The organism is Kitasatospora sp. NPDC101447 (genome assembly GCF_044767225.1).
Taxonomy (GTDB): Bacteria; Actinomycetota; Actinomycetes; order Streptomycetales; family Streptomycetaceae; genus Kitasatospora.
Genome location: NZ_JBIWNL010000005.1, coordinates 318,514 through 342,605 on the forward strand (window position 1 = coordinate 318,514; position 24,092 = coordinate 342,605).

The following is a 24,092-nucleotide window of genomic DNA, read 5'->3' on the forward strand; positions in this document are numbered from 1 at the left end:
CGGGGCCCCGCCCCTCTGCGCCGAGGGCCCCCGGGGGGTGTCCCGCGGGGGGGGGGTAAACGGGAGGGGGCCGCGGGTTGCCCCCCCCCCCCCGCTCCGAGGGATTGTTCCGGCTAATTCCTCTTGATCACTTTGCCCGCGTACCGGAATCCCTTGATGCTCGCCGGAGCGATCTTGAGCGCATTGGCGGCGATCGAGACGAGCATCTGCACGTTCTTCAGCGTCCCCTGCGTGTTGAACCCGTGGGCCTGGTGGTGGTCGTCGTGGATGTGGAGCGTGTGCTCCAGTGCCCCGTTGGCGTCGTAGATCTCCACGGTGTACTCGTGATAGTCGACCATGATGTCCCCCAATTCGACGGAGGTGCGTCCGCGGCGGAAATCAACGTAGCAGGCGGGAAGAATCGAGTCAGTATCACCCGACTGGTGCAGGAGGTGCATTCACGGCGTACCGAGGGGCGCATTCGGGGGCGCATTCTGAAACTCCGGCCATTTGTGCCGTGAACATGACGGAGAATGCGGTCCGGACGGCTGCGCGGGTTTTGTCGGGGAATTCCTGACGTGCGCCGATCGATGTCGCCGACGGACGCAGCCGGGCGTCGCCGCCGCAACTGCGCGCCCGGGTCGCTTCGGTCGCTCGACCCCTCCCGGCTGCTTCAGGCGGGGACGGAGCCCGCCTCGCCGGTGGCCGGATCCGGGGCACGGAAGGTGCGACGGTACGCCGACGGGGCGACTCCGGCCTCCGCCGCGAGGTGCCGTCGCAACGAGGTCGCGGTGGCGAATCCGACCTCGTGGGCGACGCGTTCCACCGGCAGATCGCTGGACTCCAGCAGGTGCCGGGCCCGCCGCAGCCGCTGCGAGATCAGCCAGCGGCCGGGGCTCAGACCGGTCTCCTCCTTGAAGCGCCGGGCGAAGGTACGGGTGCTCATCGCCGCGTGCGCGGCCAACTCGTCCAGCGACAGCGGTAGTTCGAGCCGCTGCAGGGCCCAGTCGCGGGTCGGCCCGGTGCCGGTGGCGCCCGTCGGCGGCAGTGGCCGCTCGATGTACTGTGCCTGACCGCCGTCCCGGTACGGCGGCATGACGCAGAAGCGGGCGGCCTGGTTGGCGACCTCGGTGCCGTGGTCCTGGCGCAGCAGGTGCAGGCAGACGTCGAAGCCGCTGGCCGCCCCCGCCGAGGTCAACACGTCACCGTGGTCGACGAAGAGGACGTCGGTGTCGAGCTCGACCCGGGGGAACAGTTCCCGGAAGCGGTCGCTGAGCGCCCAGTGGGTGGTGGCCCGACGCCCGTCGAGGAGACCGGTGGCGGCCAGCAGGAAGGCACCGCTGCAGATCGACACCAGACGGGTGCCGGGCCGGACGCCGGACAGCGCATCCAGGGCCTTCGGGTCCGCGGCGGCGGCCGATCTCCCGGTGATCGCGTACCCGGGGATGATCACGGTGTCCGCCTCGGCCAGCACCTCGGGGCCGTGCCCGGGGGTGACGGTCAGGTCCGAGACGGTGCGCACGGGCTTCCCGTCCACGCTCGCGGTCACCACCTCGTAGCGGCCGCCGACGGAGCCCAGGACGTGTTGAGGGATGCCGAGTTCGAAGGGGTAGATCCCGTCGAGTGCGAGGACGACCACCTTGTGGGTGCCGGGCCGCGGTCCCGGGCGCAGCGCGCGATCCGGTTCGGTGGTGCGACCGGCCGGGCCGCGGGCGCCGGGAGTACCGAGGACGGCATGGTCGACGGGCATGGCGTGAATGTATCGGAGGCTGACCATTCCGCCATGGTCGGGGCCGGCTCGACCGGCAAGGATCGAGGCACGACCTCGACGGAGACCCTTGAGAACCTCGACCTCCTGAGCCCCCGTCGGGATCGATCGATCCGAGTTGTCCATTCGCAGTCGGACGTGTCCGGCCGAGCACAGGAGGTTTCCATGGCCAAGGGCTACTGGGCCAGCGTCTACCCCGTCATTTCCGACCCCGAGAGCCTGACTGCCTACAACGAGCTGGCCGGTCCGGCCGTCCGGGCCGGCGGCGGGCGCGTCCTGTCCCGCGACGGTCGAGTGGTCGCCCACGAAGCCGGAATCGCCTCACGCGTCGTTCTGATCGAGTTCGACAGCTTCGAACAGGCCGTCGCGACACACGAGAGCGAGGCGTACCAGAAGGCGCTGGCGGCCCTCCCCGACGGCTTCGAGCGCGACTTCCGCATCGTCGAAGGCATCGACTGACAGTGATGATGTCCATGGTGACGCCGCCTGTGGGTCCGGCCCTTCGACCGACCGACGTCTCGACTGTCCTGTTTCGGATTTGTCGGCTCATCGGTGGCGTCACCACGCACGCGGCTGCCTAGTACTCCGGGCAGCCGTGCAGGAGTTCGGCGAAGGCCTCGCCGGCGGCGCCGTAGGGGAGGATCCGCAGCGCGGTGTCGTAGTCCGAGGTGCTGATGACGTAGTACTCGGCGAGGTAGGAGAGGTCGTCCCAGGGCTCCCAGCTGTGGGCGCGCAGCAGGACCCGGCCGCAGCGGGTGCACTCGATCCACGGCACCAGGAGCAGGTCGGCGAGTTCCGGCTCGCGCCAGCCCGTCACCACCTCGACCCCGTCACCGCCGTCCGCACCGTCACCGGCCGTACCGTCACCGGCCGTACCGTCGCCGCCACCGTCGTTCCCGCCACCGCCTGCACCCTGACCGTCGCCCGCAGCGCCGCCGAAGCCCTCCGCGTCGAGGAGCCGCACCGGGGCGGGCGCGCCGTCGTCCGGGCAGCGCAGGATGCCGGGCGTCAGCTGCTCGCGCCCGCCCCACTGCTCGGCGAGCACGGCTATCTGCGCCCGGTCCGCCCCGCCGATCGGGACCTGCCGGGCGAGCAGGCCCCCGACGAGCAGGTCGAGCCCGCACTCCTGCTCCCCGATCAGCCAGCAGTCCTTGACCTCCTCGCGCGCGGGCTCCGGCAGGAGATCGGCGATCCGGTACCAGAGGGCTTCGTCTGCGTCCATGGACCGGACCCTAACGCCCCCCACCGACAGTCCCCGGGCAGCCGTCGCATGACCCTTCCTCAGGATTCGCCTGACCCCGGGGCGGTGGACGGACTACGCTGCGAACGTGCAGTGTCACGTTTCGTAGCCGCCCGCGGAGGAGTCCCGTGTCATCGCCCTGCGACCCCCAGTTCGCTCCCGTCGGCGACGTGAGCGCCGCGCTCATGGTCGTCGACTCCCGGCTCAAGGCCGTCTACGACGGCAAGACGGGGACGGACTCCGAACAGGAGCGGATGATCAAGCAGTTCGCCGCGTCCCTCGGCGCGACGGGCCTCGACGAGCTGGTCGACGGCACGTGCACCCTCATCTACGTGTTCATGAACTGGCTGCGGGGAACGCTGGAGCGCCAGGAGCAGGACGTCGTGGAGTACGTGGTGCCCAGCCTGGTGGCCACGATGCGCATGATGCCCAGGACCTTCCGCCCCGAGGTCGTCCCCATCATGGCCGGTCTGCTCATCGCCGCGGGCACCGGCCTGAGCCCCTCCCTGTGGCGGGCGCAGTACGGGCCCTGGACCGGGGACGAGATGAACCCCCTGGAGGCCCTGGCCGTGCTGCTCGCCGAACACATCAACCGGGTCGCCGGCAACAACGACCACGGCTTCGCCACCCGCCTCGTCGCCGACGCCCTGTCCGAACTGGACGAGGAGGACTGACCGGGGAACGGAACCCGACGGCGACCGCGGCCGCGAACGGATTCTCCCGCCGTCCGGTGCAGCCCGGTGGCGTCGCCGCCGGGTGGGTCGAGGATGATGGCGGGGTGTTGGTCATGGTGGAAGCAGTGCCGTCGGCCCCGGCGGAGCCGATGTTCGTTCGAGTGCGCTCGGCCGTCGGCAGTGCGGTGGTGATCTGGCGGGGAGCCGCTGAGGCGGTGGGCCGGGAGCACCATGTCGAGTGGACCGTGGACGAGGACGTCGTCTGGGCCGGGAACGCCTGGCCGAGCCTGTCGGCCACGCCCGAGGTGCGCGAGGACGGCGATCACACGGTGCTGCGCGGGGTCCTGAGCCTCGACGAAGACGGCGTGGCGGACCTGGACGTGGGGGGTGCGCTGATCATGTTCGAGATCGCCGAGGCCGGCGGCGGCCGCCCGCCACTGCCTGACGGTGTCGACGGCTCGTGGGTCGAGGTCCGGGTCGCACGGGACCGCACCGCCGTCTGGCCCTTCGAGGTCTGACCGTCGGCGGCCGGCGGTGGCAGCGCTGCATCGTCTCCCGTCCGGTCTCCGTCCGCACCGCTCTCGTGGCCGGCACCACCGGCCACGGAAGCGGTGCGGAGCGGTGCCCCGTGACCGTCAGCCGTCGGCGTTGCCGTCGCTGTCGCTGTCGGCCTTGCCGTCGCTGTCACTGTCCGCCGCGCGGCCGCCCGTGAGCTCCACGGCGAAGCGGTCGGAGGCCTCCACCAGTCTGCGGGTCGCCCGGTCTGCCCGGTCCGAGCGGTCGGCGACGGCGCGGAAGGCGCCGTCGAGATCACCGTCCAGCAGCTCGCAGGTGATCACCAGGATGTTCTCCGCGGGCAGGTGGTGCCGGTCCAGCCGCTGCTGGACCGCGTCCATGCCCTCACTCGCCAGCACGTCCCGCAGCTCCTCGGTCAACGGGGCCAGCCACCGGGCGCGCAGTGCGTACTCTCCGCGGTCGGCGAAGGTCGGGCGGAGCGCGGCGAGCAGCTCCGCCGGGTACTCCTCGACGGGCCCGGCGAACTGCGGGTAGTCCTTGGCGAACTCGTCCCAGTCGACGTAGAGCCCGCTGATCTGCTGCGGGAGGAGCGGCCAGCGCGACCAGTTCTCGTCGGATCCGGTGAAGACCTGGCGCAGCAGGTCGTAGGGCGCCTCGGCGGTGCGCGAGAGCAGGATCGCGTCGTAGAGGTCCTTGCCCTGGGGGTGGTTGTCCGACACCAGCCAGAGGATCTTCCAGGCGAGGGAGAGCTGTGGCGTGGCGGCGAGCAGCGGGCCGGTGACGCCGGGGAGGCGGTAGGCCTCCGGTTCGACGGGCAGGTGCTCGGTGAAGACGAAGTCCAGCTGGACCGTCCCACCCGGGACGCCCGGCGCCGACCACGGCAGGACGAGCCTGCGCCCGGGAATCCTGCTGTACGTCCAGATCTCGTCACTGACCGCCTGGTCCGCGTGCAGCCGCACCGTCCCCGAGAGGCGTTCGGCGCCGGCGGCGAGCTCTTCGAGCATGCGGTCGGTGCGCTCGTCCTCCAGCTCCCACGCCACCGGGCGGACCACGAAGTCCAGGTCGCCCGGCTCCCGTGCCTGCTCCCCGTACCAGGCCCGCAGCAGGATGCTGCCGCGCAGCACCAGGTGGTCCGCCCACGGCGATTCGGCCACGGCGGACAGCACGGTGTTCAGCGCCTCGCGCCGCGCGGCGAGCCAGGGCTCGGCGAGTTCCGGGTCGGCGAAGGCCGGTTCGCTGGGCCGGAGGGCCATGCTGTACCCGGCGAGGGCGGGGTCGAAGACCGGCTGCTGGCTCACCGCCTCGTCGTCGATCGGACGGATGCTCCTGGGCAGGTCCCGGTCCTCGCGGACGTCCTCGGACGGCGGCCGCCTGGGCAGCACGACGCCCTGCCACGGGCCGTACTCCAGCTCCTCCCACCCCACGGGTGACTGCGGCTGCGATTGCGGCTGGGACTGGTCCCCGGTCATCTCGGCTCTCCCTCTCCGTACGGCCCGGCACCATGCCCGGGCTCGGCTATCCACCCCGCGTCCAGGGCCTCGTCGCTGTCCACGACGACGAACTCGCGCTCCACCGACACCACGTCGCGGCCGTCGTCCGCGAGGTCCCCCAGCAGCGCCTCCAGCCGGCGGCCCGCGGTGTCCAGGCCCACGAGGCGGCACCGCTGCGTCACGAACCACTCGCACCGGCCGTCCTCGCGCACCCGGCGCGGATTGCGCGACAGGTGCGCGGCGTGCCGGTCCACCAGTTCGGCGAGGCGGGCGCGCCGCCCGGCGTCCCCGCCCTCCTGGGCCGGGCCCGGGAGCAGCAGCTTGACGTGGTGTTCGAAGTACCGGCCGGCCCCGTGCCGTACGGCGTCCTCGTCCGAGGCCGGGACGCCCTCCGACCACGGCGTGGCCTCGATCTTCGCCCGCAGGACGGTGAACCCGGCCCGGTCCAGCCGGCCCGTGACGCGGGCGGTCTCCGCGGCGACCTCCTCCAGCGTGCCGCCGGCGCGCAGGGTGAGCATCGGCTGCGAGGGCGACGCACCGCGGTCCAGCAGGATGTGGGTGAACTTCAGGCCGTGGTCGTCGGCCCAGGCGGCCAGCGCGTCCGCGGCACCGGGCCCCACCGTCAGGTGCACCTCGAAGTCTCCCCGGACGTCGGGCGGATCGGACGGGACGGGCCGGGCGGTGGGCCGTGGGTCAGGACGAGTGGCGAGCGTGGCGAGCATGGGGAGCATCCTGCCAAGCGCGTCTGACAACGGCTCATGCCGCCGACGCGCAGCGGTGCCCGACGGGAGGTGGGTGCCCCGCGCCGCGCCGCTCCGCCCCTGCTCCCTCCGGCCCGTCTCCCGGCGGCTCTCGCTACTGCCTCGACGCCGCCACCGCACCATGTCATCATGTGATGACATCATCTGGTGACATCGCCCGATGACATCAGTGCCGGGACCCCGGGCCACCGACCAACCGACGAAGGAGGACGCGTCCGTGCCAACCCCGACGGGCCTGCCGATACGACGTGAGCGGGCCCTGGTGCCCGTCCTGGTGTTCCTCAGCGCCGTGGTGGCGGTGATCAGCAGTCTCGGCGCACCGATGATCCCCACCATCGCGGCCGTCGACCACGTCTCACTCTCCGAGGCCCAGTGGTCGCTGACCATCACGATGCTGGTCGGGGCGGTCGCCACCCCGGTCCTGGGCCGCCTGGGAGACGGGCCGCACCGCCGTACGGTCACCCTCGCCACCGCCGCCGCCGTCGTGGTCGGCAGCGTGCTGGCCGCGCTGCCGCTCGGCTTCGGCTGGCTGGTCACGGGGCGCGCGTTGCAGGGCCTCGGGCTCGGACTGACCCCGCTGGCCATCGCCACCGCGCGGGACAGCCTGCCCGCCGCGGCCTCCCGCTCGACGGTCGCGCTGCTCTCCGTCACCACCGTCGCCGGCGTCGGCCTCGGCTACCCGATCACCGGCCTGATCGCCCAGGCCTTCGGCATCCACGCGGGCTTCTGGTTCGGCGCCGTGATCAGCGCCCTGGCCCTGCTGCTGGCCGCCCTGGTCCTGCCCTCGACGGCGGAGCGCGAGCGGCACCCGCTGGACGCGCTCGGCGCGGTGCTGCTCGGCCTGGCCCTGGTCGGCCTCCTGCTCGTGCTCAGCGAGGGCGAGACCTGGGGCTGGGGCAGCGCCCGACTGTGGACGGTGGCGGTCGCCTCCGTCCTGCTGCTGGTCGGCTGGGTGTGGCACGAGCTGCGCACCGCCCACCCGCTGGTCGACCTGCGCGCGCTGCGCAACCCCGTCGTCCTGACCGCGGACGTGGCCGGCCTGGTCGCGGGCGTCGGGATGTACCTGCTGATGTCGCTGGTGATCCGCTACGTGCAGACCCCGACCGCCACCGGCTACGGCCTCGGCGCCTCGGTCGTGGTCGCCGGCCTCGTCCTGGTGCCGTTCTCGGCGGTCAGCCTGCTGTCCGGCAAGGTGGTCCCCGGCCTCGCCCGGCGCACCTCCTCCGCCCTGGTGCTGCCGCTGGGCTGCGCGGTCTCGCTCGTCTCGATGCTGTTCTTCCTGTTCGCCCGCGACCACCTCTGGCAGCTCCTGGTGGTGATGGGCATCGCCGGACTGGGCGTCGGCTGCACCTTCGCCGTGATGCCGGGGCTGATCGTCAACGCGGTGCCCGCCCACGAGGTCGGCAGTTCGGTCAGTTTCAACCAGGTGCTGCGCTACATCGGCTACTCCACCGGCAGCGCGCTGTGCGGCGCCGTGCTCCAGGCCCACACCGAGCCGGGCCGGCAGCTGCCCGGCGACAGCGGCTACCGGGACGCGGCCCTGATCGGCTGCGCGGTGTGGGTGGTGATCGGCCTGGCTACGATCGTCCTGCCGCGGCTCGGTGCCGCGACCGCCGCCCGCCGGGGCGCGCGCGTGGACGACGGACTGGTCCCGGACGGGGAACCGGTCGTGGACGAGGAGCTGATCGTGGAGGAGAGCATCGCCGACGGCGTGGCCGGCGAGAGCGAGGTGCCCACGCGGCGGGCCGGAGCCGACCGGTGACCGACGAAACCCCTTCGGCCGACCGGTCCGCCCCTGACACCGACCGGTCCGTTCCTGACACCGACCGGTCCGTCCCTGCCGCCGACCGGTCCGTCCCCGTCACGGACGGCGGCGTGCCGGAGAGCGCGGCAGCGGAAGCCGCGGCACCGGCGGCCGCCGCACCCCGGCGCCGGGACGCCGCCCGCAGCCGGGAGCTCCTCGTCCAGGCGGCGCTGGAACTCTTCGCCGAGCGCGGATTCGAACGCACCACCACCCGCGAGATCGGCGAACGGGCCGGCGTCGACCCGGCCCTGATCGCCCGGTACTTCGGCGGCAAGACGCAGCTCTACCTGGCCACCGTACGGGTCGAGCTGGGCGGCGCGGCACCGGCCGACCTCCTGGTGGAGGACCGGCTGCGCCACCTGCTGGAGCGCTTCTCCCAGCGCGGCCCCGGCCCGACCTTCCGGGCCGCCGTGCTGCCCGGCGACAACACCGAGGTGCAGCAGGAAGCCCGCGCCTACCTCCGCAAGCGGCTGGTCCAGCCCCTGCACGACCGCTTCACCGCCGAGCAGGTCGACCGGCCGCAGCTGCGGGCCGAACTGGCGGCGGCCGCGTTCGTCGGGGTCATCCTGGCCCGCTCGGGCGGTGCCTTCGACGAACTCGCCGCCGCCGACCCCGAGGACCTGCTCCCCCTCCTGTCCGACCTGCTCGCCGCGAGCCGCCCCGCCCGGTAGGCCCCCGCCCGGTGGTCCGCCCCCGACCCGGGGGGGGGGGGGGGGGGCCCCCGCCGGCCCGGGGGGCCCCCCCCCCCCCCCCCGCGCGCCCCCCCCCCCCGGGGCCGCGCCCCCCCCCCCCCAGGGCCGCCGCGGCGCCCGCGCGCCCGCCCGCCCCGGCGGTCCGCCCCCCCCGGGGGCCCCCCCCCCCCCCCGCGGGCGCCCGCCCCCGCCCGGGCGCGCCCGACGGCTCATTCCCGCACGGCGACGGCCTCCGCGAGCGGGGCGAACAGCAGCGCCCAGTTGCCGGGCAGGTGCGTCACCGCGGACGCGACGTAGCAGCGGACGACCGTCCACTCGTCCGACCGGCCGTCCTCCCCCGGCGCCCCGCCCTCCCCGAGGGCCCGCAGGCATTCGTCGACGCACTCCGCGAGGTCGTCCTCGTCGAACCCCAGTCGCGCGCAGGCCTGCCGGGCCTCCGACGGCAGGGGGAACGCGTCGTCCCACTCACCGGCCGCGTCCAGCAGGTAGAGCAGGTGGCTCCCGGGTCCGGGCAGGTCGGCGCGCAGGTCCGCCGTGGTGAACTCCCGCTCGGCGTTCCGCGACACCAGCCCCGACGTCCCGACCGCGTCGGCGACGAGGTCCGCCCAGTAGGCCTCGCCGTGGCGGCCGTCGGTCTGCCGCATGTGCTCGGCGGCGAAGGCCGCCATCGCGCCCGGGTCGTCGATCAGCGGTGAGACGACCAGGTCGCTCCGGTAGTCGAAGCCGAAGTAGTGGCGCCGCCCGTCGAGGGTGAGTGACTCGATCCCGCCCACGTGGCCGACCCGCCCGGGCAGCGGACCGAAGCGCTCGGCACCTACGGCACGTTCCTGTTCCATGCAGCACACCGTACGGACCGTCACCGACACCGGCCGCCGGCAGGCCGCGAGGCCGCACGTGGTGTCCAGGACGGCCGGGCTCCGTAGGCTCCGCCAGGAGGGCCGCGAACGCCGTGGTGCCCGGACCGCTCGGCGGTCCGGGCACGACCCGTACGGAGACGGGCAGGCGGGCGGTCGGTCGGGCAGTCGGTCAGGCGGGGATGCCGCAGTACTGCTGCTGCTTGCCGATCGCGCGGTAGACGCAGTCCGCCGTCTCCACCAGGCGCAGGACCGCTTCGCGGTTGCGGCTGGTCTCACGGCCGATGACCTCGTCGGGCGGGTAGAAGCCGCCGCCGCTGCCGCTCGGACCGGGGTACATCTCGAAGGTGTAGGCGAAGACCCGCTGGGTGCCCCACAGCCAGTCGTCGATGGCGCCGTCGGTGATGTAGAGGTCGCTGGACTGCTCGGGCGTGTAGCCGTTGGTGGAGGCCATGGTGCGGCCGAGGGTGGCGAAGGTGTTGTACTCGTCGGCGGTCATGCCGGTGGGGGTGTCGGCGGTGGTCCAGCCGAACGGCCAGAGCACCAGTTGGCTGTAGGTGTGGAAGTCGATGGCGGCCGTGATCTGCTGCTTGCCGCCGACGATCCGGCTGCGGACGAAGTCGGCGACCACCTTGGTCTCCTTGGCCGACTCCGGCGCGCTGCCCCGGTAGGTCTCGTTGGAGGTGGAGCCGGAGGAGCCGCCGCAGCAGCCCCACTTGTAGTCCCAGTTGCGGTTGAGGTCGGTGCCGACGCTGTTGCTGCCGGGGTTCGGCTGGCGGTCCTTGCGCCAGCTGCGGTAGCGGCCGGTGGCGATGTCGTACTCGCCGCCGTCCGGGTTGAGGTCCGGGATCACCCAGATCTCGCGGCTGTTGACGGCGTTGGCGATGCGGCTGTCGGTGGTGTACTTGTCGCCGAACTCGTGCAGCAGGTAGAGCGCCATCTCGACGGTGAGGTGCTCGCGCGCGTGCTGGTGGGCGGTGAACAGCACCTCGGGCTCGTTCTCGTCGGTGCCGACGTTGTCGCTGATCTTCACCGCGACGATCGGCCGGCCCTCGTACGAGGTGCCGATGACGCGCTTGCTCATGATGTCGGGGTGCGCGGCGACGACGGCGTCGATGTCGGCCGTGGCCTCGGCGTAGTTGTGGTAGCCGGAGTCGGCCTGCGGGAAGTCGTAGGCCACGCCGGGCGCTCCGTCGGTGCCGGCCCCGAGGCCGTAGCGGGGGCCGGGCAGGGCGACCGGCGACCAGCCGAGCGCGCGCAGCCGGTCGGCCTCGGCCGGGTCGGCGGTGACCACGACGGCGTCGGGCAGGACGGCGTCGACGGAGGCGCCGGTCGCGGCGACGGCGGTGCGTTCGGCGACCGTGCGCGGTCCGTCGATCCGGTACTGCCGAGCGGTGTCGGTGCCGGCGTTGTCGGTGCCGGTGAGGGTGTTGTCGGTGCCGGTGTCCGCGGCGGTGGCGGACGCGGGCACCGACGGGCGGTCGGGGGAGGCCGCCCGGGCGGTGATCGGGGTGGCGAGGGCGAGAGCCAGCAGGACGGCGGTGGCCGCGGCGGGCTTCCCTCGGCGGGGCAGTCGCATGACTGTCCTCCTGTGGGGGTCCGTGGGGGCGGAACGGTGGAGGAGGTTCGGCGCGCGCCAGCTTGATGGTCCGTCAGTGTCATGCGTTCGTCAAGACATCGGAAAGACCGATTCCCCGGCTCGCGCGGATCCCGTGGTCGCAGTGGCGCCCGCGCGATGACGGGGCAGCAGGCGTCGCCTGCCGGATGGGATTTCGTCGGCAGAACGACCATCATCGCCGACGGCGGCTACCCGGGCACCGACGCCTGGTCATCCCGCACCGCCGGCCCCGCGGAGGAGAACCGACCGAGTGGCAAGTCGAGCACGACCGTGAGCACAAGCGGGTCCAGGCCGCGAGTCGAGCACGTCTGCGCGCGCCTGAAGACTGGAAGATCCTGCGCGACTGCCGACTCACGGGGCGGCGGAGTCCACCACGCGATTCTCGGCATCGCCCGACTCCACTACCTGCTCCAGGAAGCGGTCATGCACCTTGGATGCGCCCGATCTCGGGGAGCTCGACGAACTCGACCCCCCTCGCCCCGAACTGCCTCGCGGTTTCGGCGAACCTCTCCGAGCAGAAGGCGATACCCAGGAGCGCGACGCAGTCGATGAAGAACAGGTCGCGCTCCGGTGACTTCCTGAACCTGAGCTCCCAGACCTTCTTGATCTGACCGTCGGGGCGGAAGTCGATCTTCGACCTCTCAAGGTCGACCACGTCCTCGACCTTCAGCAACTCGGCCCGGGGGAACTTCACGAAGAAATAGTCCTTCGCCGATCTCGGATCGCCCTTGGTGGACACCGCGTGCAGCTTCGCGGCCTGCCAGTTGCCGGTGTCGGTGGACTGCATCAGGGACAGGAAGTCGCCGCTGACGACGTGCCCGCCGAAGGCCGTGTGGAAGTCGAAGTCGTAGGCCCGGCCCTTCGTGATCAGCCACAGCTCCGGCGGGAGGTCGGCCGGCGGCGCGTGGCCCACGGCGTAGTGCCAGGCGTACTGCATCGGCTTGTCGTAGCCGTCGTCGGAGAACTCCTCATGGATGACTCCGTTCAGGAAGACGGGGCAGCGGGCCTCTTCCTTGTATGCGAGCGCGAAGTGCAAGACGTCCACCATCGTTCATCAGCCAGACGCGGGGTCACCGTTCCGCCGCCGCCATCGGCCTAGGAACGGAGCTCCTGCTGGAACCGTATCGACCGAGATCACTGTTCGCCGGGAGCTCCGTGGGTGCTCAGTCTGTCATCTCTCGTGAGGTCGTGGTTGCCGCAGGGGCGTTCGCGCCCGGCCGTCTCGGCGAGTTGACCCGCTTGTCCCGTTCGAGATGGTCGACGAGGCGCCGGCGCAGACCGGCAGAGTGCAGGCCCGGGTCCGGAATCTGCCGTCGCGGGTGGTGGTGCATCTGCTGCCGGTCCTTCGCCGCTGCGGTGACGGCTCCTACCGGCACGATCGTGGTCCGGACCTCGGGCGGGTGGAGGCTGCGCAGGTAGCGGCAGAACTCCAGGAACCTCGCTATACGCCGGTGGCGCCGTCGATGCGTTCCCTGACCAGGTCGGCGTGGCCGTTGTGGCGGGCGTACTCCTCGATCATGTGGACGTAGATCCAGCGGAGGCTGACGTCCTGTTCCATGAAGCGGCCGGTGTCGGCCAGAGCACGGCCGGCGCAGTGCTCGCGGGCGCGGGCGATTTCCGTGTGCCAGGTGGCGAGAGCATCACGCAGGGTGGCGCCCTCGGGCAGATCGAAGCCGCCGTCGGGACCATCCGGGTCAGCCTCTGGGGCGTAGATGGGCGGGGCCTGTTCTCCGGCGAACACCCTGCGGAACCAGTTCCGCTCCACCTCCGCCATGTGCCGGACGAGACCGGTCAGCGTGAAGCCGGACGGCGGCACGGACGCGACGGCAGCCTGCTCGTCGTCCAGGCTCTCGCACTTCATGGCGAGTGTTGCGCGATGAAAGTCGAGCCAGCTTTCGAGCGTGGTGCGCTCGTCGGCGTTCAGGGGCGGCAGAGGGCGTTCGACAGTGGTCACCCGGTCGATTGTCGTCACCGGCCGACCCTGTCACGCGACCTGATCAACCTTCGATGGCACGCGGTCAAGGTTCGGTGTCACAGGACAGGCGGGTCCTGGGGGTGGGGTTCGAGGACGAGGACCGGGATCACGCGGTCGGCCTTCTCCTGGTACTCGGCGTACGGCGGATACGCGGCGACCGCGCGCTGCCACCACTGCGCCTTCTCGTCCCCGGTGACCTCACGGGCCGTCATGCGCCGGCGTTCGGGGCCGTCCTGGAGCTCCACCTGCGGCTCGGCCTTGAGGTTGAAGTACCAGTCCGGGTGGCGCGGGAAGCCGCCCTTCGAGGCCACCGCCGCGTACCGCCCCTCGTGCTCCACGCGCATCAGTGGAATCTTGCGGATCCTGCCGCTCTTCGCGCCGCGCATCGTGACGATGACGACCGGCAGGCCGGTGTCCCAGAGCGTCGTCCCCTGCGTGCCGCCCGAACTCTCGTACAGCTCGACCTGTTCGCGCACCCACTGTGCCGGACTCGGATCGTACTCGCCCTCAAGAGGCATCGCCGTCACCCCGTTGTCGTGTACGGATTGTGCCGGGACAGTCCAGCACAGGCGCCGCGCGATGGGGAGGGCGCCCTTGCCGCTCCGCCGACAACTTCAAGCGAATGGCTGGGATGCCCGGGACGCGGGCCGCCGGGCGCGCCGCCCGTGCCGCGCACCGCCCCTGCCTCCGGCCTGCGCGGTGACACCGGTCCCCGAAATGGACTGGTGCGAACGAATGTCCAGGCCCTAAGGTGTCGCTCCGCCATTCCGGTCCGTTCCTGGAGCCTTTCACCGATGCCTTCACCCGCCGTGTACCGCTCGCCGCGAGCCGCCTCCATCGCCGCCACCGCGCTGCTCGCCGCAACGTGCGCCACGACGCTGTTCTCACTCGTCGCCGACTTCCGCATGTACCAGGCGGCCGGGGACCTCGCCACCGACACCGAACTGGTCGACGACGCCACGCTCAACGCCGTGGACCAGCTCCGCGACAACGCGAGCACGATCCACATGCTGGTCCTGGTGGCCTCGGGTGCGGCGTTCATCACCTGGTTCTACCGGGTGCGGGTGAATGCCGAGACACTGGACCCGCACGGGCACCGGTACAGGCGGGGCTGGGCGATCGGCGGCTGGTTCACTCCCGTGGCCGCACTCTGGTTCCCCCGGCAGATCGCCGGCGACATCTGGCAGGCCGGTGCCCGCCCGGACGGGTCGGGGGTGCGCCCACCGCTCCCGCAGACCCTGCTCAACCTCTGGTGGGGCACCTTCCTGGCGGCCGGCGTGGTCGACCGGATCGGCGCCCAGTACAACGCGAAGGCCGAGTTCCCGGACACCTACCAGCAGTCCGTCCTCTGGCTGACCGCCTCCGACCTGCTCGAAGTGGCCGCCGCGGTCTTCGCCGTCCTGATGGTCCGCAAGCTGACGGGCATGCAGGAGCAGCGCTTCGCCGAGTCCGCCGCCGGGGCGTACGGGGTGTCCGCGGCGACCGTCCGGAGCTGAAGCCGCGCCGCCGGAGCACCGGCCGCGCGCGAGGCCGCCGTCAGGCCTCAGCCGTCAGGCCTCAGCCGTCAGCCGTCAGGCCTCAGCCGTCAGGCCTCAGCCGTCAGGCGTCAGGCGTCAGGCGACCCGGACGGTGAACTGGCGCCTGGCCTGCGCGGGCCCGCCGGAGAACGTCATGCCGTCCTGGTCGCGGTAGTCGACGTGCAGAGTGACGGTGGTGCGGCCGGGGTTCGGGGCGGCGCGGAAGACGAAGTAGTAGTGGCCACCCGAGCCGAGAGCGCCGATCTCGCCGAAGTCGAGCAGGTCCCCGACGCCGAAGTCCCGGACGTACTCGTCGCCGACGGTCTGCACCACCGCGGCGTCGGGCGCCGGATCGGCCACGGACCAGATGTCGCCGGCCATCTGGTACGCGCCCACCTCGATCGAGAAGAGCTCGCCCGGTCGGACGGTGATCTCGCCCGTGGTCGCCGTGACCACCGTGCCGTGGTCGAGCTTGCCGGTCGTCATCCGGTGGATCGCCACCGCGCCCGCCGTGCCCACGACGGCGAGCACCGCGACCAGCACGAGGAGAATCCGCTGCCACTTCTTCACGAGGTCGCCTCCCGGTGGGTGACCCGCAGGGCCAGGACGGTGGCCACGGCGTCCAGCCAGCGGGCGACCAGCAGGTCCCCGGTCGGATCGCCGACGACCATCGAGGCGGCCTCCAGCCAGCCGCGCGCCACCGCCGCCGCGGGGCCGGGCAGCGGCTCGGGCAGCGGCGCGGCGTAGCGGGTGCCGCCGGAGCGGACCACCTCGCCGAGGAAGACCAGGGCGCGCGGCAGGACACCGAGCCGGTCGACGGTGATCGCGGCGGCCACCGCGCCGTCGCCGAACAGCGTGGCGCGGTGCGGGCCGGCGGCCGGCAGGCCGAAGCGCAGCAGCACCTCGACGTCCAGCTCGGCCAGCCGGGCGTCGCTCATGGGCTGGGGTGTGCTCAACTCTGCTCCTTGCCGGTTCACTTGGGCATGCTGACGTTGTTGGCGACGGGCAGCCGGCCCTTGGTCGCGCCGCCCATGTGGTTGTGGACGAAGTCGTCCTCGCTGACCCACACGGTGTAGCCCCAGGGGTTGTAGATCTCCAGCTGGTCGCCCCGGTGCCCGATGATCATCATCTGGTGACGGCTCGGCACGAGCCAGGTGTCCTCCTTGACCTCGATCGGCACCGGCTTGCCCTGGTCCACCGCCGCTTCGACCCGGGCCAGCACGTCCTTGCGCTGATCCGCGCCCTCCAGGTCCACGGTGTGGTACTCGGTGCCGGTGTGCTTGCCGATCTCGTCGTCGGCGACGTCCGTGGACTCCCAGGACGTCATCCCGTCCCTCATCCGGTGCCACCAGCCGCGGGTGTCGTAGACGCGGTTCGTCTCCTGGTCCCAACGTTCCTTCGCGGCCTTGCCGTTGTCGTACTGCGGGTCGCCGGGGTGCCCGCCGGTGGTGAGCTGGAAGGCGAACAGCGGGTCGACGAGCGCCCGGGCGGTCACCGTCGAGGCGGCCACGCAGGTCCCGTGGTTGCCCTGGGTCCACTGGACGCCCTGGTAGCCGGTGTCCCTGGTCTGGGACGAGGTCGCGTCGAGCTGCACCGGGGAGATCCGCTCGGCCAGCCAGCCAGGACTGTCGGCGTGCTCGTGGATCAGGTCGTCGAAGGCCTTGACCTCGTCGTAGCCGTGCCCGGCGGCCAGCGCCTTCATCAGGTAGGCGCGCTCCTCGGGGGACTTGCTGCCGGCCAGCAGCCGGTCGAAGCGGGCCCGGTCGGCCTCGCTCATCCTGTCCATGAACTGGCCGGCCCTGGTGACGTCGGTGGCCGTGAGGATGCTGCCGTACCTCTGGTTCCCGGCCGTGGCGGCGTCGGCCAGGACCAGCTTGTCGGCCGCCCCCAGGCCCTTGTTCGTGAACTTGCCCGCCAGCGCCTTGCCCGCCAGCGCGTTCAGCTCGCGGGCGGCCGCACGGCCGGCGGTCTCGGCCTTCACCGCCGCGTCGAAGATCGACTTGATGCCGTCCTTCGCCTTCGCGTGCGCGCTGTGCATGGTGTCGTCGTCCCAGTGGACGAGGTCCGGCGCGCCGGCGACGGTGATCTTGTGCAGCAGGCTCAGTGCCTCGCCCAGCGGCGCGGCCCCCTGCCCGTGCAGGGTCTGCGCCTCGCTCAGCGCGGTGGCCAGCGTCGCGAGGTGCAGCCGCCCCTGGCCCAGCGCGTCACGACAGTGCGTCAGGTCGTCGGCGGAGGCCTTGACCACCTCGGCCGCCTTCTCCCCGACCTGGCCGGTCCAGGCGTCGGGCAGGTGCTGGGAGCCGACGCGTTCCACCTTCATCTGGATCTCGTCGATCTGCCCGACCGCCGTGGTGTAGGCGGCCGCGAGTTCACCGAGCTTGCCCGCGTCCCCCTTCGGGGCGGCGAGCTGAAGGGCGTCGTGGACGGCGTACTTGAGATCACCGGCGCCCCACATGCCGTGCGACTCGTCGATCGTCTTCTTCAACCGCTCGGCCTGCTGGCGCTGACTGCCCGGCTTCTCCCCCAGCGGGTGCGCATCGTGGTCGGGCACCGTCAGGCCCCCTGCCGCCGGTACTGCCGCCGGTGCTGCCGGCCGGCACCCCGGCCCGTCCCGGAACCGTCGCTGTCCATGACATCTCCCCCGATATCCCGTCATGCGGTCCGAAGACCGCCGGACAGCATAGCGGCCGGCCCGGACCCCTCCGACCTGCAGGAACACCACGTCGGAGGGTGTGCGCACAACGGGCGCACAACGCGCGCACAACCCGCCGGATCCCCCCGGAACGATCACAGGATCCCGCCCCCACCCGGCGGCCCGACCCCTCAGCCGCCCGGCCGACGACCGCCCGGAGCCCCATCGATTCCCACCCGAATCCGTTCGACGACCCGTTAATATCCGACATCAAATGATCCCGGAACCGGGCAGTACGCCGGCCCGGCAGCAATGGGGGATACATGGCGGCTTCTGATGCAGTCTCGGAGTTCGAGCTCGATACGGGCGCCCGCCTACGCTGCACCAATGCCGCGCGGTTGGCGCTGCCGACCGTCGCCGCCCTCCTGATGGCCACCTCCTGCGCCGGCACAGACGACAGCCCGACGATCACCCTTCAGCAGGCGAAACAGAAGACCGAGGCGTACTTTGCCGACACCTTCGCCGCCCTCCCCCAGCCGGTGACCGCCGTCACCGACCGCGACAACGGCGCCTACTGCTTCAAGAACGACGCCCCCTCGGAAGAGGACGGCCGGATGACGGCCGTGACGTCGCGCTACCTGCGGGGCATCCCGGCCGACCAGCATGCTGCGACCTTCAACGCCTTCCGGGACCACCTCACCGCTGCCGGGTTCAAAGTCACCAGCAGCCGACCTGACAACATCTCGCTCGACAATCCGAAAGACGGATTCAGCGCCTCCATCTACGACGGCGGCGAGTGGACCACAACCCTGACCATCGGATTCACCTCCCCCTGTGTCTGGCCCCACGGCACCAAGCCACCGACTCCGTGACACGGTCCGATCGAGCCCGATCGATACTCGCCCCCTATAGATCAATGATCCGTTAATATCCAAAACTGAAAGCTCTCGGAACCGGGCAGGACGCCGGGCCCGGGACACGGGGGGACAACGGGGGGAAGAACGTGGCAGATCCTGATGCCGGCTTGCAGTTCAAGGTCAATCCGGCCGAACTGGACGGCTGCGGACAGAGTGCGCAGCACATCGGCGGTCTGATACCGGGTGAGACGTCGAAGCTCGCAGAGCCGTGCAACCAGGCTGCGGGCACTCTGCAGGGGTGGCTGACGGCCGCGGCGGTGCGGGACTGCGGCACCAACTGGAAGACGCTGCTGGACAAGCTCGCCGGCGACATGGGCGACGTCGGCACCAAACTCGGCACGACAGCCACCTATTACCGTCAGGTCGAGAAGGACGTCCACCAGAGCATGCGGAACCCGGCCGCGCCGGTGCCTGACGAGCCGGACCCGTTCGGCACGGCCGTCGTCCCGGGCCCCGTGAAGCCCTCCAGCGCGAAGGCCACGGAGTAGCCCGGTGGACATCAAGACGCTGTACGACGCCGACGTCATCAACATCACCATCGCGAAGAACGCGTTCGACGCGCTCTACTCGGCCTTCGGCCAGCACATCGAATCCTGGCAGCACGAGGTCGCCGACCGGCTGGCCAACTCGCACTGGACCGGCACCGCGTCCGACCACGCGCAGGCCCGGATCCGCTTCCTGGGCACCGAACTGCAGTCCGCACACACCGAGTTGGACCTCGTCGGCAAGGCGCTCGCCAAAGCCGCCGAGCAGTTCGCACTGGCGCAGTCGCACCTGGTCTACGCCCTCGACGACGCCAAGGCCGCCAAGCTCACCGTCGCCCCCGACGGCCGCATCACCTGGGACAACGAGCCGACGTCCGCGAACTACGCGGGCGCCGGTGCCGAGACGACGGCCATCGCCATCAGCAACCGCATCACCTCCGCGCTCAACGAAGCCGACCAGGCGGACCGGGAGATCAGCGCCCGACTCAACCACTTCGCCAGTAACGCGAGCAACGGCCTCGGCCTGGACGCCGCCATGGCGGCGAGGGACCTTGCCGCCCAGACCGGGCGCGAGCAGATACCCCCCGCAGGCACCGACCCGACCGGCGTCAAGAAGTGGTGGGACGGCCTCACCGACACCGAACAGCAGAAGTTCATCCACGACAACCCCGACCAGATCGGCAACCTCGACGGCGTTCCCGCAGCCGTCCGCGACCAGGCGAACCGGGTGAACCTGACCCGGACCCAGGCGGACCTCCAAAAGCAGCTCAGCGACCTCGACAAGTCCGAGCCCGTCTCAGTGACGGGGACCCCGTACGGGGCCACCGAAAGTCCGGACCACATCGTCTGGAAGGCCGAGCGCGACGCCTTGCAGGGCAAACTGACGGGCCTCAAGGCCCTCCAGGACCGCATTGACCTGCCCGTCAGCGCCCAGGACCCGCGGCCGTACCTGCTCGCGCTCGACGCCACGGCACCGGGGGGCCGCGCGATCCTCGCGCTGAACGACCCGGACACCGCGGACCACGTGGCCACCTTCGTCCCGGGCACCGAGTCCAAGCTCGCTGGTGTGAGCGGCACCATGGACAAGGCGAAGGAGATGTACCGCAGCGCCATCGACGCAAGCCCGGGCGCCAAGGTCTCCACGATCGCCTACGTGAACTACACCGCACCGCAGTCGGCGAGGCCCGGTTTCCCACAGGTCATCCCGGACGCGGCCTACGAGGGATATGCCAAGGACGCGGAGCAGAACCTCTACAACTTCCAGTCCGGCCTGCGTGCCACCCACCAGGGGTCGCCGTCCCACAACACGATCGTCGGGCACAGCTACGGCAGCACGGTCGTCGGCTACGCCATGCGGGACAAGGGACTGCCTGTCGACAGCGTGGTCTTCGCCGGAAGCCCCGGCGTCGGGGTCGACAAGGCAGCCGACCTCAACGTCGATCTGGCGAAGGGGACGAAGATGGACCCGTCCAGGGTGTACGCGGTGCTCGGAGGCGACGATTCGATCACGGACTGGACGCCCGACCCCCTTTCCCCCAGCAACTACAACCCACTCAGCGACGACTACCACCTGCGCTTCGGACGCGACCCCATGAACTCGGCCTTCGGCGCGCAGCACCTGCCGTCCCAGAACACCGATCACGACCACTACTGGAACTCGGACACCCCGTCGTGGAGGGCGTTCGGCCAGGTCATCGCCGGAAAGCCGGTCTCATGAGCCGATTCTCACAACTCGTGCCACGTGGACGATCCGCACGCACCGCCGTGCTCTGTCTCCTGCCGGCAGCCGCCCTCGTGCTCTCCGCCTGCGGGAGCGACACTCCGTCGATGAACCTGGGGCAGGCCGAGGAGAAGGTGAAGGCGTACTCCTCCAACGCGCTCGCCGTGCTCCCCGACAAGGACAGCGTGAAGGTCGCCGAGCCACTGGTGGACAAGGACGCGTGCGAGGCCGGGCCGCTCGGCTCTCCCCAGACGTACATGCCCTACATCAGGTACACGCTGGGCGGCATTCCCGGGCCGAAGGTGCACGCCGTGTTCGAAGCGGTGCAGCAGCGGCTGAAGCAGGACGGCTTCTCCGTCACGCGCAACGACGACCAGCGGCTGGACCTGTCCAACGACTCGAACAAGTTCACCGCCTCGGTCGTGGTCGGCGAACCCGACACCGCCCCGGACACCCTGTACGTGACCGTCATCGCCCCCTGCGTCAAGCCCGGCCCCAGCGGGAGCGCTTCTGCGGGCGGCTGACCGCCGGCCCGCGCGGCGGGGGCCGGCGGTCGGCACGGGTCGGCGCGGGGAGGCGCTGTCAGCCGACGAGGCCCAGTCCCAGCAGTGCGCCCACCGCGCCCAGGGCCATGAAGACCGGCGTGAGCACCTTGATCTCGACCCAGCTCCCGGCCCGGAAGCGCATACCCTTGGGCGGGCCGATCGGGTACCAGCGCTTGCGGCCGATCGGGATGGGCCACAGGATCGGGCAGCCCGAGACCGTCAGTGCGTCACCGATGCAGTGCACCAGTGCCCCCAGGGCGATCGGCAGCCCGATCCACAGGTACGCCTGCCCCGGCTGGTCGAACAGCCACTGCGACCCGTTGCCGGGCTGGTCGAGGACGTCCGCCAGCATCCAGGCGCTGGTCGCCCCGAGCAGCCACACCAGCACGTCGCTGGAGACCCTCGCGTGCCGCCACAGCAGACCCTCGATGGCCAGCACCATGTGCACGAACAGCACGGCCAGCACGCCCCAGCGCCCGCCGTACACGGCGATGCCGGCGGCCGAGGCGCCGCACATCACCGCCCAGATCCAGGTGTGGGTCAGCGTCCGGTGGCCGCCGGAGCGGCGCGCGTCGCCCTTGCCCCGGGTCGACTTGTAGACGGCGTAGGAGAGCTTGTCGATGACCTCGCACAGCCAGCGCGACACCGGGCCGAAGGCCCGCGATATCGTCGCCGCCTTGTGGTCCAGGTCCGGGGCGAGCGCCGCTCCCGCGCAGATCAGGGCTCCGGCGACCAGCACCGGCCACGGCATCGGTTCGCCCATGCCGGCCGCGACCGCGCCGACCCCCAGCCACGCCGCCGCACCCGACAGCGCGTGCGCCGGTCCCATCATGCCGATCCCGCCTTCCCGCTCCGACCAGGGCCGGAGCGGCACCTGACGGGAAATGAGCATATCGGCCCATGATCACTTCTTGATCTCGCCCGTTCGAGGCGACGGCGCTCGCGCTCGCCGCCCCGAACGGCCCGAACGGCCCGAACGGCCCGAACGGCCCGAACGGCCCGGACGGACGGCCCCGTCCGGGCCCCGGCGAGGTGCCTAGCCGAACGTGAACCAGTTGAGGTTGACGAAGTCGGCGCTCTGCCCGCTCGCGAAGGTGAGGTACACCGTGTGGGTGCCCGTGGTCCGGGCGATGTCGGCGGGTACCGTCCGCCAGGCCTGCCAGCCGCCGGTGCCGGCGACGGCGAAGCTTCCGACCGGTGCGGCGGTCGGGCTGTCCAGCCGGACCTGGACGAGTCCGCTGACGCCGGGTGCGGCGCCGGAGGCGACCCGGGCCTGGAAGCGGGTCGCGCCGGAGCTGCCGAAGTCCACGCCGGCGTAGGCGAGCCAGTCGCCGTTCGCGATCCAGCCGACGTCGCGGCCGCCGCCGGTGTCGCCGCAGGTTTCCAGCGCGGTGCCGGACTGCGCGCTGTACGACTCGGCCCGGATGGTGCCGAAGGCGCTCGTCCCGCCGCCGGGTTGCGGTGACGGCCCGGGGTCGACCGGGCCCTGGGTGCCTCCCACGGTGACGGTCAGCAGGGTCGGGTCCGCCGACTGCACCTTGCCCTCGAAGTCCACGCCGGCCGGGTGGACGTCGTCGTACGGGAACGCGTAGCCGAGGTGGTCGGGGTTGGTGGCGTGCAGGACGCGCGCGTAGTGGTTGGTGCGCGCGGCGGTGTAGAAGGCGGCCGGGTTCTCGCCGTCCGGCTGGTGGGGGTCGTCGAGCAGGGTGGTGCGGTTGAGTGCGGCGGCGAGTCGTGCGCTCAGGTTGCCCATCAGGTCGTTGCCGGTGGTGAACGGTGCCGAACTGCAGTTGAAGACGGCGGCGGTGGAGGGCTTGGCGAAGCCGCCGACGCCGGGGAAGGTGAGGACGCCGTTGCGGACCCGGCCGGTGACGGTGCCCCAGCCGGCCTGGGTGTCGACGACCAGGTCGGTGCTCTGGTACTTCTGCCACACGGCGGTGAGGTAGCCGTCGAGGTAGCCGTTGAACAGTGACGGGTCGGCGCTGATCGCCGTGTTGGGGCTGAGGATGCGCAGGGTCCGGCCGGCGGGGTCCGGGACGATCAGCCGGGCCCAGTCGCCGCCGTCGGCAGCGGCCTGGGTGCGCAGCGCGTTGGCGGCGGACTCCAGACCGCCGGCGGGCAGGCCGCTGACGTGCTGCCGCGCACTGCCGGCGGTGAGGTCGAACGCGATCGGGACGGCGGCGAAGTCGACGTAGCTGATGTTGGCGTACAGCTGGTCCGGGCCGTAGGTGAACTCGCAGAACCCGTAGGCGGTGGCGATGTTGGGGTCGGTGGGGTTGCTCACCGAGGGCAGCGCGATGCCCGGGCCCGGGTTGATCCGGAAGACCAGTTCGCGGCCGACGGAGAAGTAGATCCGGCCGCTGGAGAGGTACGGCAGCCGGATCCGCCGCGGGGTGCCGCCGGGCGCGTTCAGGGCGATGGCGCAGTCGGCGCCGAGGGGTGCGCCCGGGGCGCTCGGGGAGGGCGGGTGGTAGAGCGTGCTGCCGTCGGAGCGCAGGAAGGCCCAGCTGTTGCCCTGGGCCGGGTCGAGGCCGAGGACGTAGGCGTGGACCTGCTGGGAGGACACGGTGTTGACGAGGTCGACGTCGAGGCGTTGCGGGGTGGTGCTGCCGTCGGCCGTCCGGGACAGGGCGGCGACCAGCGCGGGCGCGGTCAGGGCCGCGACGGAGGCGCCGAGCATGGTCCTGCGAGTGATCACGGGGACTCCGGGAGCGGTGGAGGAGGCGGGGGAGGGCGGGAGCCGCGCGCTGCGCCCGCCTGCCCATCACCCTCCCGCTCGGCCCCGGACACGTCAATGTCCGTAACCATAAGTGGCTCTTAAGTCGGAGTCCGTTGATTTCTTGAACGCTCTCGCTCTGACGCTCCGCCGACTTCTCGAACGCTCCGCCGACTTCTCGAACGCTGC

At 71.6% G+C, this 24,092-nt stretch carries 26 protein-coding genes and 1 pseudogene; 12 read left to right on the forward strand and 15 right to left on the reverse strand.

Going from position 1 to position 24,092, the window contains the following annotated elements; genetic code table 11:
- Nucleotides 1-113: 113 nt before the first annotated feature.
- Both ACIRST_RS10390 and ACIRST_RS10395 read right to left on the reverse strand, forming a co-directional pair.
- Complete coding sequence (locus tag ACIRST_RS10390) at nucleotides 114-437, reverse strand: hypothetical protein (RefSeq protein ID WP_402801476.1); 324 nt, start codon at nucleotides 435-437, stop codon at nucleotides 114-116.
- 215 nt (nucleotides 438-652) lie between these two features.
- Nucleotides 653-1,729, reverse strand: coding sequence for a GlxA family transcriptional regulator (locus ACIRST_RS10395; RefSeq protein WP_402801479.1), 1,077 nt, complete (start codon nucleotides 1,727-1,729; stop codon nucleotides 653-655).
- A gap of 183 nt (nucleotides 1,730-1,912) precedes the next feature.
- Between ACIRST_RS10395 and ACIRST_RS10400 the strand changes: the two genes are divergently transcribed.
- On the forward strand, nucleotides 1,913-2,206 hold the full coding sequence (locus tag ACIRST_RS10400; RefSeq protein ID WP_396548267.1) for a DUF1330 domain-containing protein: 294 nt from the start codon (nucleotides 1,913-1,915) through the stop codon (nucleotides 2,204-2,206).
- Nucleotides 2,207-2,324: 118 nt separating this feature from the next.
- Here the strand turns inward: ACIRST_RS10400 and ACIRST_RS10405 are convergent, their stop codons facing one another.
- A complete protein-coding gene (locus ACIRST_RS10405) occupies nucleotides 2,325-2,969 on the reverse strand; it encodes a hypothetical protein (RefSeq protein WP_402801481.1) in 645 nt (214 codons plus the stop codon).
- Between the two features lie 146 nt (nucleotides 2,970-3,115).
- Here ACIRST_RS10405 and ACIRST_RS10410 point away from each other — a divergent pair, with 146 nt between their 5' ends.
- Both ACIRST_RS10410 and ACIRST_RS10415 read left to right on the forward strand, forming a co-directional pair.
- Nucleotides 3,116-3,661 carry a hypothetical protein gene (locus ACIRST_RS10410; protein ID WP_350520734.1) on the forward strand — a complete coding sequence of 182 codons (546 nt, stop codon included), beginning with the start codon at nucleotides 3,116-3,118 and terminating at the stop codon, nucleotides 3,659-3,661.
- Between the two features lie 113 nt (nucleotides 3,662-3,774).
- Entirely contained in the window at nucleotides 3,775-4,179 is a 405-nt protein-coding gene (locus ACIRST_RS10415) for a hypothetical protein (protein ID WP_402801483.1), read from the forward strand.
- A gap of 117 nt (nucleotides 4,180-4,296) precedes the next feature.
- Here ACIRST_RS10415 and ACIRST_RS10420 read toward each other — a convergent pair whose 3' ends face one another.
- On the reverse strand, nucleotides 4,297-5,646 hold the full coding sequence (locus tag ACIRST_RS10420; protein WP_402801485.1) for a nucleotidyl transferase AbiEii/AbiGii toxin family protein: 1,350 nt from the start codon (nucleotides 5,644-5,646) through the stop codon (nucleotides 4,297-4,299).
- A complete protein-coding gene (locus ACIRST_RS10425; RefSeq protein WP_402801487.1) occupies nucleotides 5,643-6,389 on the reverse strand; it encodes a hypothetical protein in 747 nt (248 codons plus the stop codon). The genes ACIRST_RS10420 and ACIRST_RS10425 overlap by 4 nt, the downstream gene beginning before the upstream one ends.
- Nucleotides 6,390-6,645: 256 nt before the next feature.
- On the opposite strand from ACIRST_RS10425, the gene ACIRST_RS10430 reads away from it, so the two are divergent.
- Both ACIRST_RS10430 and ACIRST_RS10435 read left to right on the forward strand, forming a co-directional pair.
- The gene (locus tag ACIRST_RS10430) at nucleotides 6,646-8,190 is read left to right on the forward strand and encodes an MFS transporter (protein ID WP_402801490.1); all 1,545 of its coding nucleotides are present in this window, start codon (nucleotides 6,646-6,648) and stop codon (nucleotides 8,188-8,190) included.
- A complete protein-coding gene (locus ACIRST_RS10435) occupies nucleotides 8,187-8,903 on the forward strand; it encodes a TetR family transcriptional regulator (RefSeq protein ID WP_402801493.1) in 717 nt (238 codons plus the stop codon). Before ACIRST_RS10430 ends, ACIRST_RS10435 begins: the two co-directional genes overlap by 4 nt.
- 230 nt (nucleotides 8,904-9,133) lie before the next feature.
- On the opposite strand, the gene ACIRST_RS10440 is transcribed toward ACIRST_RS10435, so the two are convergent.
- The gene (locus tag ACIRST_RS10440; protein ID WP_402801495.1) at nucleotides 9,134-9,760 is read right to left on the reverse strand and encodes a hypothetical protein; all 627 of its coding nucleotides are present in this window, start codon (nucleotides 9,758-9,760) and stop codon (nucleotides 9,134-9,136) included.
- 190 nt (nucleotides 9,761-9,950) lie between these two features.
- Nucleotides 9,951-11,357 carry a M14 family metallopeptidase gene (locus tag ACIRST_RS10445; RefSeq protein ID WP_402801497.1) on the reverse strand — a complete coding sequence of 469 codons (1,407 nt, stop codon included), beginning with the start codon at nucleotides 11,355-11,357 and terminating at the stop codon, nucleotides 9,951-9,953.
- Between the two features lie 195 nt (nucleotides 11,358-11,552).
- On the opposite strand from ACIRST_RS10445, the pseudogene ACIRST_RS10450 reads away from it, so the two are divergent.
- Nucleotides 11,553-11,804, forward strand: a pseudogene (locus ACIRST_RS10450) (transposase family protein); the annotation flags it as partial.
- A gap of 13 nt (nucleotides 11,805-11,817) precedes the next feature.
- On the opposite strand, the gene ACIRST_RS10455 reads toward ACIRST_RS10450, so the two are convergent.
- Complete coding sequence (locus ACIRST_RS10455) at nucleotides 11,818-12,444, reverse strand: Imm43 family immunity protein (protein ID WP_402801500.1); 627 nt, start codon at nucleotides 12,442-12,444, stop codon at nucleotides 11,818-11,820.
- Between the two features lie 205 nt (nucleotides 12,445-12,649).
- On the opposite strand from ACIRST_RS10455, the gene ACIRST_RS10460 reads away from it, so the two are divergent.
- The gene (locus ACIRST_RS10460; RefSeq protein WP_402801502.1) at nucleotides 12,650-12,925 is read left to right on the forward strand and encodes a hypothetical protein; all 276 of its coding nucleotides are present in this window, start codon (nucleotides 12,650-12,652) and stop codon (nucleotides 12,923-12,925) included.
- On the opposite strand, the gene ACIRST_RS10465 is transcribed toward ACIRST_RS10460, so the two are convergent.
- Nucleotides 12,838-13,350 carry a DinB family protein gene (locus ACIRST_RS10465; RefSeq protein ID WP_402801503.1) on the reverse strand — a complete coding sequence of 171 codons (513 nt, stop codon included), beginning with the start codon at nucleotides 13,348-13,350 and terminating at the stop codon, nucleotides 12,838-12,840. The two genes, ACIRST_RS10460 and ACIRST_RS10465, sit on opposite strands and share 88 nt — an antisense overlap.
- 77 nt (nucleotides 13,351-13,427) lie before the next feature.
- Nucleotides 13,428-13,889 carry a nitroreductase family deazaflavin-dependent oxidoreductase gene (locus ACIRST_RS10470; protein WP_350520745.1) on the reverse strand — a complete coding sequence of 154 codons (462 nt, stop codon included), beginning with the start codon at nucleotides 13,887-13,889 and terminating at the stop codon, nucleotides 13,428-13,430.
- A 276-nt stretch (nucleotides 13,890-14,165) separates the two neighbouring features.
- Here ACIRST_RS10470 and ACIRST_RS10475 point away from each other — a divergent pair, with 276 nt between their 5' ends.
- Nucleotides 14,166-14,867 (forward strand): DUF4328 domain-containing protein, encoded by a 702-nt coding sequence (locus tag ACIRST_RS10475; RefSeq protein WP_402801505.1) that lies wholly within the window; start codon nucleotides 14,166-14,168, stop codon nucleotides 14,865-14,867.
- 117 nt (nucleotides 14,868-14,984) lie between these two features.
- Here the strand turns inward: ACIRST_RS10475 and ACIRST_RS10480 are convergent, their stop codons facing one another.
- Genes ACIRST_RS10480 through ACIRST_RS10490 form a run of 3 tightly spaced genes read right to left on the reverse strand, consistent with a single transcriptional unit; the run spans nucleotide 14,985 to nucleotide 17,439 of the window.
- Nucleotides 14,985-15,458 carry a protease inhibitor I42 family protein gene (locus tag ACIRST_RS10480; RefSeq protein WP_402801508.1) on the reverse strand — a complete coding sequence of 158 codons (474 nt, stop codon included), beginning with the start codon at nucleotides 15,456-15,458 and terminating at the stop codon, nucleotides 14,985-14,987.
- Nucleotides 15,455-15,844 carry a hypothetical protein gene (locus ACIRST_RS10485; RefSeq protein WP_350520748.1) on the reverse strand — a complete coding sequence of 130 codons (390 nt, stop codon included), beginning with the start codon at nucleotides 15,842-15,844 and terminating at the stop codon, nucleotides 15,455-15,457. Before ACIRST_RS10485 ends, ACIRST_RS10480 begins: the two co-directional genes overlap by 4 nt.
- Nucleotides 15,845-15,861: 17 nt before the next feature.
- Complete coding sequence (locus tag ACIRST_RS10490; RefSeq protein ID WP_402801510.1) at nucleotides 15,862-17,439, reverse strand: peptidoglycan-binding protein; 1,578 nt, start codon at nucleotides 17,437-17,439, stop codon at nucleotides 15,862-15,864.
- A gap of 404 nt (nucleotides 17,440-17,843) precedes the next feature.
- On the opposite strand from ACIRST_RS10490, the gene ACIRST_RS10495 reads away from it, so the two are divergent.
- The 4 genes from ACIRST_RS10495 (at nucleotide 17,844) to ACIRST_RS10510 (ending at nucleotide 21,166) form a co-directional block, all read left to right on the forward strand.
- Complete coding sequence (locus ACIRST_RS10495) at nucleotides 17,844-18,392, forward strand: hypothetical protein (protein ID WP_350520750.1); 549 nt, start codon at nucleotides 17,844-17,846, stop codon at nucleotides 18,390-18,392.
- Nucleotides 18,393-18,523: 131 nt separating this feature from the next.
- The gene (locus ACIRST_RS10500) at nucleotides 18,524-18,925 is read left to right on the forward strand and encodes a WXG100 family type VII secretion target (RefSeq protein WP_396548239.1); all 402 of its coding nucleotides are present in this window, start codon (nucleotides 18,524-18,526) and stop codon (nucleotides 18,923-18,925) included.
- A gap of 4 nt (nucleotides 18,926-18,929) precedes the next feature.
- A complete protein-coding gene (locus tag ACIRST_RS10505) occupies nucleotides 18,930-20,639 on the forward strand; it encodes an alpha/beta hydrolase (protein WP_350520752.1) in 1,710 nt (569 codons plus the stop codon).
- Between the two features lie 110 nt (nucleotides 20,640-20,749).
- Nucleotides 20,750-21,166 (forward strand): hypothetical protein, encoded by a 417-nt coding sequence (locus tag ACIRST_RS10510; protein WP_402801515.1) that lies wholly within the window; start codon nucleotides 20,750-20,752, stop codon nucleotides 21,164-21,166.
- Between the two features lie 58 nt (nucleotides 21,167-21,224).
- Here ACIRST_RS10510 and ACIRST_RS10515 read toward each other — a convergent pair whose 3' ends face one another.
- Together ACIRST_RS10515 and ACIRST_RS10520 are read right to left on the reverse strand one after the other, a co-directional pair.
- Nucleotides 21,225-22,019 carry a metal-dependent hydrolase gene (locus ACIRST_RS10515; protein ID WP_350520837.1) on the reverse strand — a complete coding sequence of 265 codons (795 nt, stop codon included), beginning with the start codon at nucleotides 22,017-22,019 and terminating at the stop codon, nucleotides 21,225-21,227.
- 204 nt (nucleotides 22,020-22,223) lie between these two features.
- Complete coding sequence (locus ACIRST_RS10520; protein ID WP_350520754.1) at nucleotides 22,224-23,885, reverse strand: beta-1,3-glucanase family protein; 1,662 nt, start codon at nucleotides 23,883-23,885, stop codon at nucleotides 22,224-22,226.
- Nucleotides 23,886-24,092: the final 207 nt, after the last annotated feature.

Bases quoted from the DNA above. Each gene is read 5' to 3' on its own strand.
- ACIRST_RS10390 (WP_402801476.1), bottom strand. From the start codon at position 437: ATGCACCTCCTGCACCAGTCGGGTGATACTGACTCGATTCTTCCCGCC.
- ACIRST_RS10395 (WP_402801479.1), bottom strand. From the start codon at position 1,729: ATGCCCGTCGACCATGCCGTCCTCGGTACTCCCGGCGCCCGCGGCCCG.
- ACIRST_RS10400 (WP_396548267.1), top strand. From the start codon at position 1,913: ATGGCCAAGGGCTACTGGGCCAGCGTCTACCCCGTCATTTCCGACCCC.
- ACIRST_RS10405 (WP_402801481.1), bottom strand. From the start codon at position 2,969: ATGGACGCAGACGAAGCCCTCTGGTACCGGATCGCCGATCTCCTGCCG.
- ACIRST_RS10415 (WP_402801483.1), top strand. From the start codon at position 3,775: ATGGTGGAAGCAGTGCCGTCGGCCCCGGCGGAGCCGATGTTCGTTCGA.
- ACIRST_RS10420 (WP_402801485.1), bottom strand. From the start codon at position 5,646: ATGACCGGGGACCAGTCCCAGCCGCAATCGCAGCCGCAGTCACCCGTG.
- ACIRST_RS10425 (WP_402801487.1), bottom strand. From the start codon at position 6,389: ATGCTCGCCACGCTCGCCACTCGTCCTGACCCACGGCCCACCGCCCGG.
- ACIRST_RS10440 (WP_402801495.1), bottom strand. From the start codon at position 9,760: ATGGAACAGGAACGTGCCGTAGGTGCCGAGCGCTTCGGTCCGCTGCCC.
- ACIRST_RS10445 (WP_402801497.1), bottom strand. From the start codon at position 11,357: ATGCGACTGCCCCGCCGAGGGAAGCCCGCCGCGGCCACCGCCGTCCTG.
- ACIRST_RS10455 (WP_402801500.1), bottom strand. From the start codon at position 12,444: ATGGTGGACGTCTTGCACTTCGCGCTCGCATACAAGGAAGAGGCCCGC.
- ACIRST_RS10460 (WP_402801502.1), top strand. From the start codon at position 12,650: ATGGTCGACGAGGCGCCGGCGCAGACCGGCAGAGTGCAGGCCCGGGTC.
- ACIRST_RS10470 (WP_350520745.1), bottom strand. From the start codon at position 13,889: ATGCCTCTTGAGGGCGAGTACGATCCGAGTCCGGCACAGTGGGTGCGC.
- ACIRST_RS10475 (WP_402801505.1), top strand. From the start codon at position 14,166: ATGCCTTCACCCGCCGTGTACCGCTCGCCGCGAGCCGCCTCCATCGCC.
- ACIRST_RS10495 (WP_350520750.1), top strand. From the start codon at position 17,844: ATGGCGGCTTCTGATGCAGTCTCGGAGTTCGAGCTCGATACGGGCGCC.
- ACIRST_RS10510 (WP_402801515.1), top strand. From the start codon at position 20,750: ATGAACCTGGGGCAGGCCGAGGAGAAGGTGAAGGCGTACTCCTCCAAC.
- ACIRST_RS10515 (WP_350520837.1), bottom strand. From the start codon at position 22,019: ATGATGGGACCGGCGCACGCGCTGTCGGGTGCGGCGGCGTGGCTGGGG.